21 protein-coding genes are annotated in these 20,608 nt (G+C 64.5%); 9 read left to right on the forward strand and 12 right to left on the reverse strand.

Annotated features, from left to right (window positions below; translation table 11 throughout):
- Positions 1–44: 44 nt before the first annotated feature.
- Together A9976_RS07420 and A9976_RS07425 are read left to right on the forward strand one after the other, a co-directional pair.
- Positions 45–536 carry a GNAT family N-acetyltransferase gene (locus A9976_RS07420; RefSeq protein WP_183018467.1) on the forward strand — a complete coding sequence of 164 codons (492 nt, stop codon included), beginning with the start codon at positions 45–47 and terminating at the stop codon, positions 534–536.
- 234 nt (positions 537–770) lie between these two features.
- Positions 771–1,049: a hypothetical protein gene (locus A9976_RS07425; protein WP_183018468.1), complete on the forward strand. Its 279-nt coding sequence runs from the start codon at positions 771–773 to the stop codon at positions 1,047–1,049.
- Positions 1,050–1,081: 32 nt separating this feature from the next.
- Here the strand turns inward: A9976_RS07425 and A9976_RS07430 are convergent, their stop codons facing one another.
- The 3 genes from A9976_RS07430 to A9976_RS07440 form a co-directional block, all read right to left on the reverse strand.
- Complete coding sequence (locus A9976_RS07430; RefSeq protein ID WP_183018469.1) at positions 1,082–2,185, reverse strand: porin; 1,104 nt, start codon at positions 2,183–2,185, stop codon at positions 1,082–1,084.
- A gap of 102 nt (positions 2,186–2,287) precedes the next feature.
- Positions 2,288–3,157 carry a substrate-binding domain-containing protein gene (locus A9976_RS07435; protein WP_183018470.1) on the reverse strand — a complete coding sequence of 290 codons (870 nt, stop codon included), beginning with the start codon at positions 3,155–3,157 and terminating at the stop codon, positions 2,288–2,290.
- A gap of 64 nt (positions 3,158–3,221) precedes the next feature.
- Complete coding sequence (locus A9976_RS07440) at positions 3,222–4,196, reverse strand: tripartite tricarboxylate transporter substrate binding protein (RefSeq protein WP_183018471.1); 975 nt, start codon at positions 4,194–4,196, stop codon at positions 3,222–3,224.
- 104 nt (positions 4,197–4,300) lie between these two features.
- Here A9976_RS07440 and A9976_RS07445 point away from each other — a divergent pair, with 104 nt between their 5' ends.
- The 5 genes from A9976_RS07445 (at position 4,301) to A9976_RS07465 (ending at position 9,908) form a co-directional block, all read left to right on the forward strand.
- Positions 4,301–5,203 carry a LysR family transcriptional regulator gene (locus A9976_RS07445; protein WP_183018472.1) on the forward strand — a complete coding sequence of 301 codons (903 nt, stop codon included), beginning with the start codon at positions 4,301–4,303 and terminating at the stop codon, positions 5,201–5,203.
- A gap of 284 nt (positions 5,204–5,487) precedes the next feature.
- On the forward strand, positions 5,488–6,069 hold the full coding sequence (gene msuE / locus A9976_RS07450; protein WP_183018473.1) for an FMN reductase: 582 nt from the start codon (positions 5,488–5,490) through the stop codon (positions 6,067–6,069).
- A gap of 44 nt (positions 6,070–6,113) precedes the next feature.
- On the forward strand, positions 6,114–7,097 hold the full coding sequence (locus tag A9976_RS07455) for a DUF1852 domain-containing protein (protein WP_183018474.1): 984 nt from the start codon (positions 6,114–6,116) through the stop codon (positions 7,095–7,097).
- Positions 7,098–7,209: 112 nt separating this feature from the next.
- The gene (locus A9976_RS07460) at positions 7,210–8,235 is read left to right on the forward strand and encodes a methionine synthase (RefSeq protein ID WP_183018475.1); all 1,026 of its coding nucleotides are present in this window, start codon (positions 7,210–7,212) and stop codon (positions 8,233–8,235) included.
- 437 nt (positions 8,236–8,672) lie between these two features.
- Complete coding sequence (locus tag A9976_RS07465) at positions 8,673–9,908, forward strand: porin (protein ID WP_183018476.1); 1,236 nt, start codon at positions 8,673–8,675, stop codon at positions 9,906–9,908.
- A gap of 67 nt (positions 9,909–9,975) precedes the next feature.
- Here the strand turns inward: A9976_RS07465 and A9976_RS07470 are convergent, their stop codons facing one another.
- Positions 9,976–10,728, reverse strand: coding sequence for an SDR family NAD(P)-dependent oxidoreductase (locus tag A9976_RS07470; RefSeq protein ID WP_183018477.1), 753 nt, complete (start codon positions 10,726–10,728; stop codon positions 9,976–9,978).
- A 151-nt stretch (positions 10,729–10,879) separates the two neighbouring features.
- On the opposite strand from A9976_RS07470, the gene A9976_RS07475 reads away from it, so the two are divergent.
- Positions 10,880–11,611 carry a GntR family transcriptional regulator gene (locus A9976_RS07475; protein WP_310889378.1) on the forward strand — a complete coding sequence of 244 codons (732 nt, stop codon included), beginning with the start codon at positions 10,880–10,882 and terminating at the stop codon, positions 11,609–11,611.
- Here the strand turns inward: A9976_RS07475 and A9976_RS07480 are convergent.
- From A9976_RS07480 to A9976_RS07490, 3 genes are read right to left on the reverse strand one after another with little or no spacing between them, the layout of a single operon-like run.
- A complete protein-coding gene (locus A9976_RS07480; RefSeq protein WP_183018479.1) occupies positions 11,608–12,141 on the reverse strand; it encodes a V4R domain-containing protein in 534 nt (177 codons plus the stop codon). The genes A9976_RS07475 and A9976_RS07480 overlap by 4 nt on opposite strands.
- Before the next feature lie 10 nt (positions 12,142–12,151).
- Positions 12,152–12,673, reverse strand: coding sequence for an aromatic-ring-hydroxylating dioxygenase subunit beta (locus tag A9976_RS07485; RefSeq protein ID WP_183018480.1), 522 nt, complete (start codon positions 12,671–12,673; stop codon positions 12,152–12,154).
- A 1-nt stretch (position 12,674) separates the two neighbouring features.
- On the reverse strand, positions 12,675–13,991 hold the full coding sequence (locus A9976_RS07490) for a Rieske 2Fe-2S domain-containing protein (RefSeq protein WP_183018481.1): 1,317 nt from the start codon (positions 13,989–13,991) through the stop codon (positions 12,675–12,677).
- Positions 13,992–14,061: 70 nt separating this feature from the next.
- Between A9976_RS07490 and A9976_RS07495 the strand changes: the two genes are divergently transcribed.
- The gene (locus A9976_RS07495; RefSeq protein WP_183018482.1) at positions 14,062–15,018 is read left to right on the forward strand and encodes a PDR/VanB family oxidoreductase; all 957 of its coding nucleotides are present in this window, start codon (positions 14,062–14,064) and stop codon (positions 15,016–15,018) included.
- 45 nt (positions 15,019–15,063) lie between these two features.
- On the opposite strand, the gene A9976_RS07500 is transcribed toward A9976_RS07495, so the two are convergent.
- The 5 genes from A9976_RS07500 to A9976_RS07520 form a co-directional block, all read right to left on the reverse strand.
- Entirely contained in the window at positions 15,064–16,035 is a 972-nt protein-coding gene (locus tag A9976_RS07500) for a tripartite tricarboxylate transporter substrate binding protein (RefSeq protein ID WP_183018483.1), read from the reverse strand.
- A 122-nt stretch (positions 16,036–16,157) separates the two neighbouring features.
- On the reverse strand, positions 16,158–17,213 hold the full coding sequence (locus A9976_RS07505; RefSeq protein WP_183018484.1) for a carbon-nitrogen hydrolase family protein: 1,056 nt from the start codon (positions 17,211–17,213) through the stop codon (positions 16,158–16,160).
- 13 nt (positions 17,214–17,226) lie between these two features.
- Positions 17,227–18,138: a fumarylacetoacetate hydrolase family protein gene (locus tag A9976_RS07510; protein ID WP_183018485.1), complete on the reverse strand. Its 912-nt coding sequence runs from the start codon at positions 18,136–18,138 to the stop codon at positions 17,227–17,229.
- Positions 18,129–19,292 carry a cupin domain-containing protein gene (locus tag A9976_RS07515; protein ID WP_183018486.1) on the reverse strand — a complete coding sequence of 388 codons (1,164 nt, stop codon included), beginning with the start codon at positions 19,290–19,292 and terminating at the stop codon, positions 18,129–18,131. Before A9976_RS07515 ends, A9976_RS07510 begins: the two co-directional genes overlap by 10 nt.
- Before the next feature lie 112 nt (positions 19,293–19,404).
- Positions 19,405–20,604, reverse strand: coding sequence for a dienelactone hydrolase family protein (locus A9976_RS07520; protein WP_183018487.1), 1,200 nt, complete (start codon positions 20,602–20,604; stop codon positions 19,405–19,407).
- Positions 20,605–20,608 lie beyond the last annotated feature (4 nt).

Raw genomic sequence — 20,608 nt, forward strand, 5'->3', positions numbered from 1 at the left:
TTTGGTACGCTCTGAGTTTGATGGATAGGCAACCAGATACAGGCATGATTTTGGAATTTAAGCGGCTCACTGAAGTTGAGCCGGATCATATTGTTTCGCTGAACAACAATCCAGATGTGCTACGACAAATGCCGCTTGGAAGCGCGAATTTCGACCTGGCGAAAGCAAATGAATGGGCTCGGCAAAAAGATGCCCAGTGGCAGCAATATGGCTATGGGCCATGGGCGTTTGAAATTGATCAGCAATTTGCTGGCTGGGGTGGTTTGCAGTACGAGGCAGGTGATGCCGACCTCGCTTTGGTGCTTCACCCCAAATTCTGGGGAAGTGGCAAAGCCATCTATCAAGAGATAGTGAAACGTGCATTCACTGGCTTGGGGCTGAACTCCATCACAATTTTGCTGCCACCTTCAAGAACCAGAATAAAAGGGATTCTCAAGCTGGGATTTCGGCCAGATGGCGCATTGGATATTGAGGGGACTCGTTTTTTGCGCTATCGCCTGCATGCACCCGGCAAACCCGCTCGACTAGATGTTTGAGCAGCGCGTCTTGATCCCGTCTGCATCCAGTCTGTCGGTATCGACTGGCCGGATTTGGCCGTTCTGCGACCGTCGAGTACAGGCGGATAGGCTGCCAGATGTCCGCTGTCCCGTCGTGCGAACGAGAGCTTGCGACCCTTTACGGCCACTCAGGCCCTGCGCCGTGAATGTCGCAGTTCAGCCTAGAGCCGTCGCTCGTAAGGCTTTGCGCGACAACTACAAGAAAGGCAGTTGATGCAAAACGTACTGCGGATGGGCGCGATCATGGCGTTGCTGGCAACTTCGGGATGCAGCCAGTCGCCGAGTGGGCGGTGGGAAGCGACGCAAAGCGTCGATGTTCTGCTGAAAAAAGGCGATCCACAGACGGTGGCATTTGTCCTCAACGCAGGGGACATTTGCGCACTCGGCCAGCAGTGGAGCTTTGAAAAAGAGCTGCGTTACAGGGAAGTGATCTGCCCCCAAGGCAAGGGCTGGATCACTTCCGACACGCCGTTCAAAAAGCTGAACGGCTGAGTTGGCAATGGGGCAAGTGCTCGCAACGCCCCTCAGAAGCTATGCATCAACCCCGCAGTCACCCCCGTAGCCACATCCTTGTTCTGCCCGCCCTGAAACCCTCCACTCCAATGCGTACGGTCCAGCTCCGCATACAGCTTGCTGCGGCGCGAGAGCTTGTATTCCGCAAACAGCAGGGCGCGGGTGTAGCCGTCTGCGGCGCGGCCGCTGCGTTCGCGTTCCACGCGGTACAGGGCGGCGGTCAGATCCAGCGTGCTGCGGGCCGACCAGGTGGCGCCCAGCGAGTGCACGCGCTGCACGGTGCGGGCGGTGGTGGCGTTGGTCTGGCCGTCGCTGCGCGCGGTGTTCAGCGCAAGGCGCAGCTTGTCCCATTTGTAGGAGGCGCCCAGGGTGGCGGCTTTCAGCTCCCATTGGTCTGCGGTCTTGAAGCGCTGGTAGGCGCCGGAGACCGTCCATGTCTGCGTGCCATAGGCCAGGCCCGCGCCGGCCGACGAGCGGGCGGAGCCGCCTTGCGCCGTCTCGCCAAAGCTGTACATGGCGCGGGCGGTGAGGCCGCCGAAGCGGCCGGTGTACTTGACCGAGTTGTCCAGCCGGTAGGAGCCCGTGGTGGCGCCTGCGCTGCCGTATTCCACGCCCAGGCCGTGGCTGCTCAGGGCCGCTGTGGCGATGTTGGGGTTGAAGGACGCAAAGCGCATGCCCACGGGGTCCACGGGGCTGATGGCATCTGCCAGCAGGTTGGTCTGGCGGCCGGCCGTGACCTGGCCCCAGCTGCCGCCCAGGCCCACGATGGCCGCGCGGTCGAAGAATTTGCTGGAGTTGGCGGTGGTGCCGGTGTCCAGGTTCAGGCCGGTCTCCAGGTTGAACAGGGCGTACATGCCGCCGCCCAGGTCTTCGCGCCCGCGAAACCCGAAGCGGCTGGTGGTGTTGACGCCGCTGGACAGGGCGGCGCCCGAGGTGTTGCTGGCCGCGTTGGCAGCGGTGAGGCCGCTGGTGTAGCGCACGCCGGTATCGGCAATGCCGTAGAGCGTGATGCTGGATTGCGCAAGGGCCGACAGCGGTGCGGCGGCGAGGGTGATCAGCACCAGGGTTTTGGTGTTCATGGATGTGGCGAGGGTGATAGGGCTGGGCAGCGGCATGCCGCAGCAGTGCCGTTGCAGCGCCGCTGAATGGAGGTCGAACCGGGGGAGGGGTGAAGGCCCCCTCTGTGTCGAGGGCCTTGAGGGCTCGGGGCCCTGCCGTCAGGGCTTGGCCGCCGGCTCCATGCCGGTGCTGCGCACGATGGGCGCGGCGGCGGGGGCTGCCAGGAAGCGGATGAGGTGGCGCGCGGTCTCAGGGCTCTTGGCGCCGGTGGCCACGCCTGCGGAGAAGAAGACGCGCTGCTGCACTTCATCGGGCAGGGGGCCGACGAATTCCAGTTCCTTGAACGGCAGCAGTTCGCTCACCTGCTGGAAGCCGATGTCCGCATCGCCACGCAGCACCACGGCGCCCACGCGCTCGCTGAGGATGCGGGTGGCCTTGCCCTTCATCTGCTCGGCCACGCCCAGGCGCGGGAACAGTTCGTTGGCCAGATAGGTGCCGCTGGCGCTGGCCGAGTAGGCAATGGTCTTGGCATCCAGCAGGGTTTGCTTGAGCGCGTCCACGGTGCTGATGTCGGGCTTGGGCGTGCCCTTGCGCACGCTCATGCCGATCATGGAGCGCGCCAGGTCCACGCGGCTGCCCGCTTCCACCTTGCCTTGGGCGGCCAGATTGTCCAAGGCTCCATCCGCAAGGATGACGATATCGAACTGCTCGCCCCGTGCCAGGCGGCTGGGAATGGAGTCCTGCGCATTGCCCATGGAGGCACCGCGCGAGGTGACGACCTTGTGGCCCGTGGCCTGCTCGTACAGGGGTATCAACTGGTCATAGGCGGCAGAGAAGCCGCCCGAGGTGACCACGCGGATTTCATCTGCGCTGGCCGTGGAGGGCGTGGCAGCGCCCAGGGCCAGGCCCAGGCTGAGGGCGGCGCCCAGCAGCGCGCCCAGGGTGCGGCGGCGCAGGGTGGATGGCACGGAGGACTGCAGAGAGGACTGCACAGAGGGCGGCAGGGGGGTGGAATGGATGGCGGTCATGGTTTGTCTCCTGGTTTTTTATGGTTGGGGGATGCGGCCGAGGCTGCCGAGGCTGCCGGGGGGATCAATCGGCGGTGATTTTTCGCTCGCGGATGATGCGGCCCCACTTGGCGTGCTCGGCGGCGATGAACTGGCCCAGTTCCTCGCGGGTGCCCGGGGCGGCGGTCTGGCCGTGCTTGAGCAGGTTGTCGCGCACTTCGGGGGTGTTCAGCACCTTGATCAGCTCGGTGTTCCAGCGGTCCAGCAAGGGCTTGGGCGTCTTGGCGGATGCCACGAAGGCGTACCAGTTGGTGGCGTTGAAACCGGGGAAGCTTTCGGCCACGGTGGGCACGTTGGGCAGGTAGGCCGGGCGCGTGAGGCCCGTGGTGGCCAGCGGGATCAGCTTGCCCGATTCGATGTGGGGCAGGGCCGTGGGCGGGGCCGCGTAGAAGGAGGTCACGCGGTTGCCCAGCACGTCCTGCAGGGCGGGCGCGCCGCCCTTGTAGGGCACGTGCAGGGTGTCGATCTTGGCGACATCGTTGAGCAGTTCGCCGGCCAGGTGCGATGCGGAGCCAGGGCCGGTGGAGGCGAAGTCCAGCTTGCCGGGCTCGCGCTTGGCCTTGGCCACGTATTCGCCCAGGGTCTTGATGCCGGTGGCGGCAGGCACGACGAGCACGTTGGGAAAGTTCACGCCCATGGTGATGGGGGCCAGGTCCTTGAGCGGGTCGTAGCCGATCTTCATGAAGTGCGGCGCGATGGCCAGCGGGCCGATGGAGCCGAAGAGCAGCACCGAGCCGTCGGACGGGCCATTGGCCACCTGCGTGTGGGCCAGGTTGCCGCCTGCGCCGGGCTTGTTTTCCACGACCACGCTCTGGCCGATGTTCTCGCCCAGCTTCTTGGCGATGATGCGCGCGGCAATGTCGGCCGAGCCGCCTGCGGCGAAGCCGACCACCATGACCACGGGTTTCCTGGGGGGGAAGTCCTGGGCCTGGGCGGTGCCCACGGCCAGGGAAACGAGGGCGGCCAGGGCGCCGCCCACGATGAGTCTGCGTTGCTGCATTTTTTGTCTCCGTTGCATGCTGGCAGGGGGCCAGCGTTGTCAAGGGCGCCATCCTATGCAGCGGGTGTTATTCTGTGAATTGCAACTTTTGGAAGGACTGTTGCATGCAGCGCATCAAATTCGACATGGGGGAGCTGATCGCCTTCGTGACCACGGCCGAGAAGGCCAGCTTTCGCCTGGCCGCAGAAGCGCTTTTCCTTTCACCGCCTGCCTTGAGCCGGCGGGTGGAGCGGCTGGAGTCCGTGCTGGGCGCGCGGCTGCTGGAGCGCACCACGCGGCGTGTGGAGCTGACCGAGGTGGGCCATGAATTCCTGCAGGAGGCGCGCCGGGCACTGGCCGGCCTGGACGAGGCCGTGCAGCGCGTGGATGACCAGTTGAAGCTGCGCCGTGGCCGGGTGACGGTTGCCTGCGTGCCGTCGGCGGCCACCAATCTGCTGCCGCCCGTGCTGAAGTCCTTTGCCGTGGAGCAGCCCGATGTGCAGGTGCACGTCATCGACGAGAGCGCGCAGCAGGTGGTGGAGGCCGTGCTGCGCGGGGATGCGGACTTCGGCCTGAGCTTCACGGGCAGCCAGGAGCCTTTGCTGCGCTTTGAGGCGCTCACGCGCGAGCGCTACGTGCTGGCCATGCCGCGCAGCCATGCATGGGCCGGGCGCGGCCAGGTGGAGTGGGCCGAGCTGGCGGGCAAGCGGCTGGTCTCCGTCTCCCACAAGAGCGGCAACCGTCTGCTGCTGGACCAGGTGATGGCCGGCCTGCCGGAGCAGCCCGTGGCCTGGCATGAATGCAACCACGTCACAGGCGCCCTGGCCCTGGTGGAAGCGGGCCTGGGCCTGGCCGCCGTGCCCCAGCTGGCCCTGCGCCAGGACCACGCCCAGGTCTGCGGCGTGCCCCTGACCGCGCCCGATGTGTGGCGCACCCTGGGCCTGCTGCAACGGCGCGACCGCGTGCTCGGGCCCGTGGCGCAGGCGTTGCGGGAGTGCCTGGTGCAGGTGCAGGGGGCGGGCGGCTGAACTGGCCTTGGATTCACTGCGTTGCAAACCCGTTGCGCGCAGGCCCTGGCATGGCTGCCGCATAGCGCAGTGCGAAGAAGGATGGGATCACACTTTCACATGAATGCAGATCATGCATCTGTGAAATAAAACCATTTTACTTCATCGATTCGCATCCATACCATTCGCTCCCATTGTTCGTTTGCATTTTGGGAAGCAGTCATGGTCATCACCACACCCGCGGATCGCATGGATGCCAGAGCCGGCTCCTGTGCTGAACTTGGCCATCTCGCGTGAAAGCAGCCATGTCACGTCCGCTCCGTCTGGTCGCCGTTTCCGGTGGACTGCAACGCCCCTCCAAATCTGCCGCCCTGGCAGAGCATCTGTCTGATCTGATCGCCGACGAAATTCCGTGCGAACAACGCCTGGTGGAACTGGGCCAGCTTGCGCCGCAGCTTGCCGGCGCGGTGTGGCGCTCGCAGTTGCCCGGGACGGTGGAGCGTGAGCTTGCGGCGGTGGAGCAGGCGGATGTGCTGGTGGTGGCCACACCGGTCTTTCGTGGCGCCTACACCGGCCTGTTCAAGCACTTCTTCGACTTCGTCCACCAGGACGCCTTGATCGACAAGCCCGTGCTGCTGGCGGCCACCGGTGGCAGCGAGCGCCATGCCCTGGTGATCGACCACCAGCTGCGGCCGCTGTTCAGCTTCTTCCAGGCGCGCACCCTGCCGCTGGGCGTCTACGCGACCGACAAGGATTTCGTGGACTACCGCCTGCACGACGAGGCACTGGTACAGCGGGCCGCACTGGCGGTGCAACGGGCATTGCCGCTGGTCGAGCTGATGCACCGCGCCAGGCCCTGCCTGGCCGAGGAAATGGCTGCGGCCTGAATCAACCAACGTTTTTTATTTACAGATCAGGTCATTGGATCACCATGAACGCAGAACTGCACTTCAGCCTCAAGAGCATCCGTTTCGATGAGAACTATCACCCATCGGACAGCACGCGCATTACCACCAACTTTGCCAATCTGGCCCGGGGAACGAGCCGGCAACAGAACCTGCGCCACACGCTGAGGATGATTGACAACCGCTTCAATGACCTGGCGCATTGGGACAATCCGACGGGAGACCGTTATTCAGTCGAGCTGGACATCATCTCCGTGGACATGGGCATGGGTGCGGAGATGGGAAGTGGCGTATTTCCGTTGATCGAGATATTGAAGACCAGCATTCTCGACAGAAAATCGAACAAGCGCATAGCCGGTATCGCAGGGAATAATTTTTCATCCTACGTGCGTGACTATGACTTCAGTGTTCTGCTGCCGGAATACAACATCAACCGCCAGGAGTTCAGCACGCCGGACGATTTTGGCGATCTGCATGGCAAGCTGTTCAAGCAATTCGCCCGTTCGAGCACGTACAGGGAGCACTTCAACAAGCCTCCCGTCATCTGCATCAGCGCCTCTACCAGCAAGACCTATCAGCGCACCGGAAACCAGCATCCCGTACTGGGTGCCGAGTATCAGCAAAATGAGTTGTCATCGACGGACCGGTATTTCGGGAAGATGGGAATGCAGGTTCGATTCTTCATGCCACCCAATAGCGTTGCACCCCTGGCTTTCTATTTCCAGGGCGACCTGCTGGCCGACTACACGAATCTCGAGTTGATCGGCACCATCAGCACCATGGAAACCTTCCAGAAGATTTACCGCCCCGAAATCTACAACGCCAATTGCGCGGCAGGAAAAATCTATCAGCCGAGCCTGCAGAACCATGATTACTCGTTGACGCAGATTGTCTATGACCGTGAAGAGCGCAGCCAGCTGGCCGTCAAGCAGGGCAGGTTTGCGCAGGAGCATTTCATCGAGCCGTACAGGAATGTTCTTGAGCAATGGGCTGCCGATTGCGCGCTCTGACCGGCCAGGCAGAAAGACAGACAGACCATTTTTCATTCATTGCACAGCGGCTCGGGACAACGGTCCTGAAGTACGCTGGCCCCACCCCCCTTTGCCTTGAAGGACTTCTCCGATGTTTGAAACCTCTATCGCCGGCAGCCTGCCCAAGCCAGCCTGGCTGGCCGAAACCAACAAGCTCTGGCCCCAGTGGCGGGCCGAGGGCGATGCGCTTCGCCAGGCCAAGGCCGATGCAACCCTGCTGTGGATCAAGGCCCAGGAAGATGCAGGCCTGGACATCGTGTGCGACGGCGAGCAGTCGCGCCAGCATTTCGTGCATGGCTTTCTGGAGCAGGTGGAGGGCATCGACTTCGACAACAAGGTGAAGATGGGCATCCGCGACAACCGCTACGACGCGATGGTGCCGCAGGTGGTTGCCGCCCTGCGCCTGAAGGGCCGCGTGCATGCCTTCGAGGCGCAGCTGGCGCGTGCGCACACCAGGAAGAAGCTGAAGTTCACGCTGCCCGGCCCGATGACCATCGTCGATACCGTGGCGGACCGCTTCTATGGCGACAAGGTCAAGATGGCCTTCGCCTTTGCCGAGATGCTCAACCAGGAGGCCCTGGCGCTGCAGGCCGACGGCGTGGACATCATCCAGTTCGACGAGCCCGCCTTCAATGTCTACATGAAGGACGCCGCCGACTGGGGCGTGCAGGCGCTGGAGCGCGCAGCGCAGGGCCTGACCTGCACGACGGCCGTGCATATCTGCTACGGCTACGGGATCAAGGCCAATACGGACTGGAAGAGCACGCTGGGCGAGGAATGGCGCCAGTACGAGACGGTGTTTCCCGCGCTGGCCAGGAGCCGCATCGACCAGGTGAGCCTGGAATGCATCCACTCCCACGTGCCGCCCGACCTGATGAGGCTGCTGGCTGGCAAGGACGTGATGGTCGGCGTGATCGACGTGGCCAGCGACGTGGTGGAGACACCCGAGGAAGTGGCGGACACCATCGGCCGGGCACTGGAGTTCGTGCCGAAGGAGCGGCTGTTCCCCTGCACGAACTGCGGCCTGGCGCCCATGGGCCGGGACGTGGCGTGGCGCAAGCTGAAGGCGCTGGCAGAAGGCACGAGGCTGGCCAAGGATCGGTTGGCCACGGCTTGATGTCTATTGGAGTGAACCTGGGGAGCAACGACCAGGCCTTGCCGCCGTTTCGCGCTTTGGAGACCAGTCCTGCACTTCCTGTGCAATGAACTCGGCTGGAGGCGCGGTTCGGCCTTTGGCGCTGGCGCTCTCCAGCGCCTGCATGTAGGCATCCGGCCGGCTGATCTGGATCACGGGCCAAGGATAGCCGCCCGATGCCAGCAGCGTGGTCATCAAGAATCGAGCGATGCCTCTGTGGCCGTCGCAGTACGGATGGCTGAAAACGGAGAGGTGGTGGCCAAGCTCCGCGCGAGCGCAGGCCTCTGGTTCCGCTTGCAGCATTCCCCCCCCCCTCCCCCCGCGCTTTCGACAAGAACACTCATGGCTTTCCATAGGGGGCATCGAAATGTCTTTGTAAAAATATACAATATACAGAATTATTTTGAAGGAGACATTCCATGCCCACGACTTCCTTTCTGGTTCCTGGTTCTGCCACACAGGCATCGGCGCGCACCCCGTTGCCGCTACCGCTCCCTACGGGGGGGCATTGGTCTGTGGCACGCGGTTTTGCGCGAAAGTGCCTGCCGGCTGGCGCGCGCCTGCCAGCCGGTGCGTTGATGGCTGCAGCAGTGGGATGGGTGGCGATGGGCAGCTGCAGTGCTGCCAGTGCATCGTCGGTGACGATCTATGGGATCTACGACCTGGGCCTGACCCAGGTGAGCAACATTGCCGGCTCATCGGTCACGCGCATGGATGACAGCATTCTTCAAGGCAATCGTCTGGGCTTCCGCGGCCTGGAGGAACTCGGCGGCGGTCTGTCCGCCTTCTTCACGCTGGAGATGGGTTTTGCCGGAGATACCGGTGCGCTGCGGCAAGGGGGGCTGGGCTTTGGCCGCGCTTCCCTCGTCGGCCTGTCGCACAAATCATGGGGAGAGTTCTCGATGGGTCGCCAATTCGACCAGATGAACACCACGCTGATCCGCTTCAGCCCGGTTTTGGGGGCGGGGATCTATTCAGCCACGGTGGGCGACGCGGACCGCGTCGGCGGCAACTGGCTGAACAACATGGTGACCTACAGGAGCCCGGTCATCGCCAATTTCCGGTTCACGGGCCAGTACAGCTTTTCGGAGGATGGGACCAGCACCACCAATGCGGGCAGGGCCTACAGCATCGGTGTGACCTACGCCAGGGATGGCTTCAACGCGGGTGCGGCCATGACCGAGATCAGGGGCTCCACGATCACGCCGGGAGCGGCCTTGGGTGTGTCTCAGTTCATGGGGGCGCCGATCGGCAAGTCGACGCCCGTCAAACTGTCCAACTACCGAACGGCGGGCGCAGGGGCTGGGTACACCATGGGCCGGGCGACTCTCAGCGCGCTGGCCACGCATACGAGGTATGAAAGCGAAGCGGGACGCACGCAGGCACTGTCGAGCTTCGCCATTCCCCTGGCCTACAGGTTGACCGACCAGTGGCAGCTGCAGGCGGCGTTCTCCCAAAGCCGCATGGCGCAATCGCGCTGGCGCAATACCAGCCTGATCGCCGATTACCTGCTCTCCAAGCGCACGGACCTCTATGTGTCGGCCCATTGGGAGAAGGCCTCGGGAGACGGCACATCGGCGGTGCTGTTCACCTTGCCCGGGTCCAGTACGAGCCGGCAGTCGGCGTTGCGCGTGGGCCTGCGGCATCGGTTCTGAGGATTGACGCAGACCAAGGCCCAGCGGGCCTTGGGTAGCGAGCAAGCGTGGGGGAGCGCGCTGAGGATCAGGGTGCCGCGGCCATGGCCTGCTGAAAGCCCACGGGGTCCTGGCGCCAGGCCTCGTGGGCCTTGGCGGCTTCGCCCGGGAAAAGGTCTTCATCGCCGCCTTGCAGGAAGTCGGCCATGGCATCGGCAAGCTCGCCGGGAGACATCTTCTGGACCTGCAGGTCGCGGCTCATGCGCGTGTCGATCGCGCTGGGGTAGACGCCGCAGACGCGCACGCCCTGCGTACGCAATTGAGCGCGCAAGGACTGGTTCAGCGAGTGCGCGGCCGCCTTGCTGGCGCAGTAGGTGGCCATCTGCGGCAGGCTGGCGTGGCTCAGCAGGCTCAGCACCGTCATCAGGGTACCGCCTCCGCGTGCCGCGAGCAGTGGGCCGAATACCAGGCCCACGTGCATCATTCCGAAGTAATTGACCTCCATCTCCCGCCGTGCGGTCCCGGTATCGCCGTCGGTGAACAGGGACTGGTTCCCATTGACGCCTGCGCAGTTGATGACGGCCCGCAGGTCCCTGCCTTGCAGGCGCGCGGCCAGGCTTTGCACGCTGGCAAGGTCGCTCACGTCGACGGTTTCATGCGCGATGGCCGCCATGGCGGCGTCCACGGGGGCGGGTTGCCGGGATGCCAGCACGATGGAGCGAAACCCCTCGCGGGCGAGCCGCTGCGCCAGGGCCGAGCCTATGCCTCCAGATCCCCCGATCAGCAGGAGTTCCGTTCCCTTCGGCGCCCCGGTTGCGGGGTTGCCATCCATGTCGGCCATATCGATTGCTCCTGTATTGCCTGTTGTCAGCAGGCTGAAATAATTGGAATTCAGTATACTTTATGTTTGGAGTTCTCACATGCTGACGCTGCTGGCACAATGAAGCGCTAGCAAAGGAAACAGGGAATCTATGCTTGCCGCCTCGTTCAAGGTGCCCGTGCTCAATGCGGGCGAGTTGCCGAAACAGAATATTCGTGACCAGGTATACGCAGTCCTGAGGGACAGGATGTACCGCGGCGAGATCACCTTCAATGATCGGTTGATCGACAACGAGCTCGCCGCCCAGCTCAAGGTCTCACGCATGCCGGTGCGTGAGGCGCTGCTGCAGCTCAAGAACGAGGGATATCTGGAGGGGACCTCGCGCGGCTTCGTGCTGCCGCAGTTCACCCCGGAAGATATTGCCAACATGTTCGAGATCAGGCTGTTGCTGGAGCCCACGGCGGCCGCAGCCTCGTGCAGCCATGCCACGGTGGAGGGCCTGGGTCGGATGAAGGCGGCCGTCGACCAGGCGGACCGCGCCCACCAGAAGGCCGATGTACTGGGATACATCAGTGCCAATTGGGCGTTCTGGACGGCCTGGGTGGAGATGGTGCCCAACGATCGCCTGGTGCAGGTGATCAACCGCCTGCGCGACCATGCGCAGGTGGTTCGATTGGCCACGCTCAAGGACAAGGAATACCGGGCCCTCTCCCTGGCACGCACCAAGGAAATCCTGGAGGCATTCCTGAAACAGGATCCGGAGGACGTGAAAGACAAGGTGGCCCACAATCTGCGGGCATCGGCCGCCTCCTACTATGCCAAGCTGCAGTCCGAGCTGGATCAAAAGGGCACGGCGCCCGCGCAGGAGCCGGCGGCGCCGCGCAGGCGCTCGCGCCAAGGCTAGCGTGCAGGCTCCGGCGAGGCGGGCCTGGCATGGAACAGGCAGATCGCAGGCCCGCCAGGCTCTTCGCAAGCCGCGCAGCGGACCTCGCGCACCCGCATCGGGGCCTGTTCCAGCGTCTGCGCGACCGCCTCCAGCATGCCTGCAATGGCATGGCAGACGGGGTCGCCATCGCGGTGCCGGCTGCCCGCAGCGAAGGGGCTGTTGCGCACCTCCAGCCAAAGTCCGGTGCCGTCGCGCCTGAATGTCCAGATGCCCCAGCCCAGGGATGCGGACCCTTGCACCATGGCCTGCAGCAGCGCATCCGGCCCGACCTGCGCGAGGTAGGCGCGCACGCTGTCCGCGCCGAACCGGGTGACGGAGGTGCCCAGGGCCTGCAGGGCCTGCTCGCGCGCCGGCTGTGGCAAATGGTCGAAGGCTCCCATCAGCACATCTGCCCGCATGAGCACATAGCGCCGCGGACCATCCAGCACCTGCCCGGCTGCCAGATCGAAAAGCAGCCGCTGGTGCAGTTGCAGGCAAGTGCTTGTCATCGGGATGCCCTCATGGAAACAGCTGGATCGCCTCGTGGGCGAAAGAGGCGTTCACAAGGTCGGTGCGCTTGAGCACGATTTGCAGTCCTGACGATGTGTTGCGCAGCCGGTGGCGCCATGTGCCGGCCAGCGTGGACCGATGCGCGCCGCAGACCTCGATATAGAGAAAGGGCGTGTAGACCTGCCATCCGGTATCTTCATCACCATTCCCATCGCCGTTCCCATCGGTATTGCCGCTGGCGGTTTCCACGCGAGGCTGCTGCAGCACATGCAGGCCGCGCACGCCGGGCTCGAGCGAATGCGCGCGCGGGCCCTGCAGGCGCCGGATGCGCGTGGCCAGCAGCAGCCGGTCTTCATAGGCGATGGAGGCATGGGCAAAAGGATCGGGCTGGCGATCGCCGGCCAGGGGCACCCAGTAGTGGCCGTCCGGTGCGAACAGGGCCAGCCAGTCGTCATAGCGCGCGTCATTGAGAAGGCGGGCTTCGTCCAGCACGAATCGGACGGGGTCGATGTCGGTGTGAGGCGTCGTCATTTCAGATCTCCTGCGCCGAGCCCATGAAGCGGGCCCAGGCCTGGAACTGGTTGCGCATCAGCTGCTCGCTGGTGCCCTTGCAGGGTGTCGGCTCCGTCACTTCCTCGTGGCCGGGAGCTGAGCCCCGGTGCAGGCTCACCCATTCGTTGCCCTGGGCCTTCAGGCCTTGCTGAACGCTCTCGAACAGGTGGATATCGTCGTGGGCGACGATGGACATGGGTGAGAAGACCAGTCGGTTGTAGGTCATGGCACGCTCGTGCAACAGATCCGGCGCGCCCTCGGCGCGCAAGCTCCAGGCTTCGACCAGCGTGCGGTCCACCGCGAGGGGCCGGATGACGCGCATCACCAGCGGGGCCCCCTTGACCGCGATGCTGGGATAGAGGACGGAGTTTTGCGGAGCCCTGGCCAGCACCTGCTCGGCATGCCCAAAGCCATGGGCCTGGGCCAGCGCATCCAGGTAGGGCTGGGGATAGGCATAGCCGGTGTGGGTGCTGAAGTTCACTGCCAGGGCGCTGTGGCCGTGGGGATAGAGCTCGGCGTCCATGCGGCTGAAGAAGTCGTAGCCCGAGGCGAAGGGCAGCATCTGCTCCATGGAGAGGGGCATCTCCTGGCCTTCGGGCTGATGGCTCCAGATGATCTTGGCGGCCTTGCCCGCGGATTCGTGGGTGGATACCGGGTGGATGGTGTCGTTGATGTTCTCCAGGTACATCTTCCAGTTGCACCGGATGGTGCTGCGGACGATGCCACCCGCCACGGTCAGCTTCCCGGTGGGGGAGCGGTCGGCCATGTTGTCCAGCCATTGCAGCGACGCGCCGAAGTATTCCTCGAAGCCCATGCCCTGTTCATCGAGGCGCACGAAGATGAAATCCCGATGGACGGCGACCGCTCCCACGCGCGACAGGCCGCGGCCTGCCTGGCACTGAGACAGGGACGATTGCGCGTACTCCTGCCGAAGCGGTATGCCCATGGTGCTGCCGTCCAGGCGATAGCTCCAGGCGTGGTAGCCGCATTGCAGTACCCTGCCTGCATGGCCGCGCTCATTGGTGTAGAGCTTGGTGCCCTTGTGCGCGCAGCGGTTGTAGAAGACGCCGATGCCTGCATCTGCCTGGCGCACCACGAGCAGCGGCCTTCCCGCGAGATCCAGGGTGACGTAGTCGCCGCTTTCGGGGAGCTGGCTTGCATGCGCGACGAAGTTCCAGGTCGCTGCGAAGAAGCGGCGCTGCTCCTGTTCGAACAAAGCTTCACTGGTGTAGGCGTCGCGGTGCACGCGGTCCGCCTGCACGATATGGGAGAGAAGGGACTCGGAGGAAGTGTTCATGGTTGGAGGCGGCGTTGTTTGTGCATTAATAGTATACTGTATTCTGTTGTAGACAAATTTACCTCACTCCATGGAACCCGATCTGAAACTTTGTGTCGTCGACAAGCGGCTGATCGCCGAATCCATCGTCTTGCTGGAATTGCAGGCTGCGGGCGCAGGCCTGCTGCCTGCCTTCACGGCGGGCGCGCACCTCCAACTGGATCTGCCGGGAGGCCTGTCGCGGGCCTATTCGCTGTGCAACGACCCCGAGGAGCGCCACCGGTACCAACTGGCCGTCCATCTGGATCCGATGTCCCGCGGCGGCTCGCGTGCGGTCCATGAAAACATTCACCAGGGGGATCTGTTGCAGGCCCGTGGGCCGACCAATCTATTTGCGCTCGATGAGGCAGCGCCGCACTCCGTGCTGGTTGCCGGCGGCATCGGAATCACGCCCATGCTGGCCATGGCGCGCCGCCTGCAGCACCTGGGCCGGTCCTGGGAACTTCACTATGCCAATCGCAAGCCTGCCCGCTGCGCCTTTCGCGAGGAACTGACGGTGGGTCCGCTCGCCGCATGCAGCCGGCTGTACTTCGACGATGCGGAACCGGCGCGGCAACTCGACCTGGACCGTCTGCTGGGTGCACCGCGCGCGGGCGCGCATCTTTATGTGTGCGGACCTGCGGGCCTTATCGACACGGCGCTGTCGACGGCCCGGGCCATGGGCTGGGGTGAGGAGCGCCTGCACAGCGAGCGGTTCTCGGCGCAGCCCTTGGAGGTGGCCGGCGCCCGGGCCTTCAAGCTGGTTCTGGTGCGCAGCGGGCTGACGCTGGATGTCCCCGCCGACCGCAGCGTGATGAGCGTGGTCCATGAGGCCGGCGTGGACTTGCCTGCGTCCTGCGAGCAGGGGGTGTGCGGGACCTGCATCACCGATGTGCTCGAAGGGCGGCCTGATCACAGGGACCAATGCCTGGATGAGGCCATGCGCGAGCGATGCTTCACGCCCTGCTGCTCGCGCTCCCTGGATGCCGTGCTTCGCATTGATCTGTGAGGCCGGCCCGGGCGGGATCGACGCTGGGCGATCCCGCTGCGGTCATCAGTCAACCACCACGCCTGTCTCCTGGATGATGGGGCGGTAGCGGTGGCTTTCTGATTCGACGAAGGCGTTGAACTGCGCTGGCGCCATGGGCGTGCGGCTGTAGCCCAGGTCCGAGAGCTTCTTCCAGATATCGGGCAGGCTCAGGGCCTTTTCGATGGCGGCATGCAGGCGGTTGACGATGTCCGGAGGCGTGCCCTTTTTGACTGTCGCGCCTATCCACAGGTCCATTTGCATCGCCGGAAAGCCGATTTCGGTGGTCGTTGGAACCTGGGGCAGGAACTCGCTGCGCTGAGGTGCGGCTACCGCCAGCGGGACGGCCTTGCCATTGCGCACCATGTTCAGCGTACCTGGCACGCCGTCGAACAGCAGGTCGATCTCGTTGGCCATGATGGCCTGGAAGGCCGGCGGTGCGCCTTTGTAGGGAACATGCAGCAGCCTGGCCCCGGGGACGCTGCGCGACAGCAGATGGCCCAGGATGTGCGGTGCGGTGCCTGGGCCGAAGGAGCCATAGCTGAGCTCCCTGCCGGAGGCGAGGGCATCCTTCAAGGCGGAAACGCCGTGGAACTTGCCCGCCTTGCCGCTGTACATCACCATGGGTGTGCGTACCAGCATGGCCACGCCTTCGAAGTCGCGCGTGGGCTGGTAGCTGAGGTTCTTGTACAGGCTGGGATTGATGGCGAACGCCCCGATCTCGGCCACGAAGACGGAGTAGCCGTCGGCCGGCGCGTTGAGTACGGAGGAGGCGCCGATCTGGGCGCCTCCTCCGGGCCGGTTGTCCACGACGATGGGCTGGCCCAGTTCGGCGCTCAGTTGCGGGCCGATGGTGCGTACCAGCACATCGACGGCGCCGCCAGGAGGAAAGGGGATCACCATCTTGATCGGCCTGGACGGGTAGGGGCCTTGCGCCATGGCGCCGAGGCTGGCCACAGCGGCCACGATGCAGGCGAGGGACTTGAGGGCGGTTTTCATCAGGGGTCTCCGTGGTGGTTCTTTGCGACCGGGTATTGCCCGGCCCCTTCGCGGTAAGGGGCCGCGAAGCGGTGGCGAACATTCCGGCCATGCGTTGTGGCCGGGTGACGTGGCGTGCTGTTCTAGTCGTTGTGTCCTGTGTTGCGGTCTGCCTCGCCCGGTGCGGAGGCGAGGGGCGGCTGCGCCGCGAGCAGTTCGGGCAGCGCGGCGGGATCGCCGTCATGGAAGGTGGCTGGGGCCAGGCTGCGGCGGTTGACGCGAAGGTCGAACACGTCGAAGCGGTTGTAGTGGCCCGTGATGTCATGCATCTGGCGGGGCTGTATGCAACGTGCGAGATCGATGTCGGCATAGACGATGCCTTCGGCATCGATCAACGGCTGGCCGAGCACGCGGCCGTCCGGGCCGATCACGCCCGAGAACGCGCTGTTGCCACGGCCCAGAAGCGCGGCCGATCCCGGGAAGGCCTGCTCCATCTGCGCGATGGTTTCGGTCGAGATGGTCGAGCAGGAGACGACGGTGTAGACCTTGCCTTCGAACGAATGGGCCATGGCCCGAACCTTGATGGCCTCGGCCATGTCGTAGTCCGGGGGCGCCACGGGCAGCGAGATATAGCTTGCCAGGTGCACCAGCTCGCCCTGGGCCAGCAGCGCAAAGCGCGCCAGGGTGTTGGTGTTCTCTCCACAGGCCAGCATGCCGATGGGGCCCAGGGCGGTGTCGTGCACACGCAGGCCCGCGCCGTCGCCGGGAGTCCATGTCAGCTTTTCGGCCCAGGTCGGCACCAGCTTGCGGTGGCGGCCCAGCAACTGGCCGTTGGGTCCGATCAGCAGCATGGTGTTGTAGATCGTGGTCAGGCTGCGCGGCGCGCGCTCATTGATGCCGATGGCAACATGCAGGCCGCATTCGCGTGCGGCCTGAGCGATGCGCGCCACCTCGGGACCGGGCACCTCCACGGCTGATTCGCACAGTCTCTGGAACCATGGGCCGGCGGCGATGGGGCTGCCGATCCAGCTCCAGTAGGGATAGGCGGACACAAAGACTTCGGGGAAGAGTACCAGTTGCGCGCCGCCGGCGGCTGCCTCTCGAATCAGGCGGCAGGCTTTGTCTACCGTCGCTGCGGTGTCCAGGAAAACCGGGCTGGCCTGTACGGCGGCCACCTTGAATGGGGCATGCTTGGGCATGGAGTCCTCCTGTTCAGACGGCAATGACCGGATGGCGGATCTGGCCGATTTTCTCGATGCAGGCCACGACCACGTCGCCGGGTACCAGCCACTCCTGAGGGGTGCGGCCGGCGCCCACGCCCTCGGGTGTGCCGGTGGCGATGATGTCGCCGGGCTCCAGAGTTATGCCGGCGCTGATGTCCGCCACCAGCTGGTTGACCTTGAACAGCATGTGGCGCGTGTTGGACTGCTGCTTGGTTTCGCCATTGACGGTGAGCCACAGGTCCAGGACCTGGGGATCGGGTATTTCATCGGCGGTGACGATGCAGGGGCCAAAGGGGCCGTAGCTGTCCTGGCCCTTGGAGTAGATCCACTGCCCGGCCCGGCGGCAGTCGCGGGCACTGATGTCGATCATGACGCTGTAGCCGAAGATGTACTGCAGGGCCGTGTCGGCGCCGACGCGGCTGGCGCGTCGGCCGATGATGGCGGCGAGCTCCACTTCCCAGTCCATCTGTTGCGTGATGTCGGCGTTGTGACGGATCGGTTCGCCGGGGCCGATGACCGTTGTGGGCGGCTTGGAGAAGATGACGGGTTGTGCGGGCAGATCCCGCGAAGTGTCCAGCGTGCGGCTGGATTCGGCTACATGCTCGACGTAGTTCAGACCGATGCCGAAGATGTTCTTGCGCGGGCGGGGGATGGGCGCGAGCAACTGCACGTTCACGGTGGGCACGCAGCAGCCTGGAGGCCAGGTGCCGCGGGCGGCATCCAGCATGCGCTGCAGCGAACGCAGGGCCGCAGGCCCGAGATCGATCAGCGCGAGCATGCAGGACGGCAGCTCTGCGCCCTGGCTGGCGGCCAGGCGTTGGACATCGACGATTTCATCGCCCTGGATCACGCCCAGTCGGGCGGCGTCGACAACGCAGGGGCGGTAGGTAACTAGGCGCATGGGTGTTCCGTAGTAAAGGTGGGGTGGGATTCGATGGATTGATGGCCGCCGTTGGTGCCCAGGCCTTCCTCTCGGTACAGGCCCAGGGCCTTCATTACCGGCAGGTCGCTGAAGCTAAAAAGGCAGGCGTCCTCGGTGGCCTGGGTATTGGCGTGCTCGTGCCAGGCCCAGGACGGGACGCAGAAAATATCGCGCTCGCGCCAGTCGAAGCGCCTGCCGTTGATGACGGAGTAGCCCTCACCCTTGGCCACCTGGTACAGGTAGCTGCCGGTGTGGCGGTGGGCCTGGGTATGCTGCTGCGGCCGCAGCAATTGCATGCTCGCGCCGATGGTGGGCATCACGGGGCCACCGGTCAGCGGATTGACGTAGTGCATCAGTGCACCGTCGAACTTCGAGCCTTCGCTGACCTGGGCAAGGCGGCGCAGGGATTCATAGGTCGGACCCCATTCGTACTTGAACAGCGGCGAGTAGGACTTATTCCATGAATGTCCGTGCGGCTGCAGCGCGGTGCCGCTCCAGGCATGGCTGGAGTCGTCCACTGGGTAGGCCACCTGCTGGTGAAGGTCGGGGTGGACTTCGTAGAAGTTGGCCTCGAGCGCGTTCACGAAGGGAATATCCAGGCCGTCTTGCCAGATGCAGGGGGTTCCCTGCTCCGCCACGCCATGCTCGTGCCAGGTGCCGTTGGGCGTGAGAACGAAGTCGTTGGCGCCCAGCGTCATCTTGTGGCCGTCGACGATGGTGTAGGCCCCGCTGCCTTCCATGATGAAGCGCAGCGCAGAAGCCGAATGCCGGTGCGTGGAGGCGCATTCCCCGGGGTACATCACCTGCAGGCCGGAGTACAGCCAGCCCACGGCAGCCGAGACATCCCGGCGTCCCGGGTTGTTCAGGTAGATCACCCTGCGGCCTGCCTTTTCGGGCGTGACCAGGGCCACGGAGCGCAGCACATGTTCGCGCAGATCCCGGTAGCGCCACAGCGTCGGCACCGATACGGAAGCGGGCTGCCAGGGTTCGATCTTGTTGGCCACGGTCCACAGTGCGCCGGCTTCAAACCGCTCCAGGTCCCTGTAGTAGGCCACCAGCTCGGGGGTGTCCTGTACGTTGGCGCGTCCGGCCACGTCCTCGCGGTAGCTGTCGTAGGGGGTCTGTGTACTCATCTTCGCTCCTTGGCGTGCACGGGAGTTAGGGGCATGCTTATGCTGTTAAAAAGAATACTGTATTCTTTTATTCGAGGCGTAGGAATTTGCCTTGACAGGGTTTGCCCGGAATTCACCAGCCCGCGATGAGGCGGTTGCTGGGGATGCCGTTGTCGGTGATCTTGTCGGCGCCTTCGGCCCCGACCACGGGCAGGCCTGCCCTGTCCAGCAGCCCGGCCTGGACCAGGACGCATGCCTGGTCCCAGTAGATGTGCTCGTGGCATAGCTTGTCGCCCTTGAAGCGCACCACCCCCACCAGGCCGAAGCGCAGCCTGCGGCCCGTGGGCGCCACGCCGGGCAGCAGCCATTCGATGCGCCGGTCATGCGTGAAGCTGAAGATGACCTCATCCACGATCTGGCGCACGCCCTGGGTGCGCGAGACCGTGATCTGTCCCGTGTCCTCGGGGTTGGCGTTGATGAAGTAGTCCTTGTAGAAGCGCCGCAGGTCGGCATAGCCCACGCCGCCCGTCATGGTGGGGATGTGGTTGACATAGGGCTGGTCCACCATGGTGGACATGGTCAGGTCCACATCGCGCGTGGTGAATTCGTAGTCCAGATGTGCCTCCCAAAGGGCCTCCAGGTCATAGGCGGGTCCCACGCGCGGCACCAGGAAATTCATGGTCCGGTCGTGGGCCAGGCGCGCGCTGTCGGCATGGAAATGGGGCGATCCCGCGCGCGCGAAGGCATGGTCGCAACCAGGATAGAAATGGGCTTTCAGGGGCCCCCGCGCGGCCTCGCGGATCGTGGCTTGCACGGGCGCGGAGCAGTAGATGTCCTGCTGCGGAACATGCAGCAATGCCGATTTGCCGGCGGGCAGCGGGCGGGTCGCCAATGTCTCCAGTCCCACCCCGTAGTAGGAGACCGAAGCAGTGACGGCCGTGTCGAACAGCGAGCGCAGGGCGAGTCGCCCGCCCAGACAGTAGCCAACGGCCGCCACGCTGCGAGGGCAGCCATGGAGGTGCTGTGCGAAAGCGATGCTTGCCGTGATGTCCTGCATGGCCTGGGCGTCGTCGAAGGACGCGAGCAGGGCCAGGGCGCGGTCCATGGCCTGCTCTGAGGAGGGGTCTATGTCGATGCCACGGCCCTGACGCCAGAACAGGTCTGGGGCGATCGCCACATACCCTTCCTGCGCATACTCGTCACACAGGGCGCGGATATTCGCGTTGACGCCGAAGATTTCCTGCAGGACCACGAGCAGTGGGCCGGTGCCGGCTGCAGGAAGCGCCACATAGGCGCCAAGTCCTTCGCCGCCGATGGGAGTGAGGTGGGTCATGGGA

It is taken from the genome of Delftia sp. UME58, assembly GCF_014170385.1.
Lineage (GTDB): Bacteria > Pseudomonadota > Gammaproteobacteria > Burkholderiales > Burkholderiaceae_C > Comamonas > Comamonas acidovorans.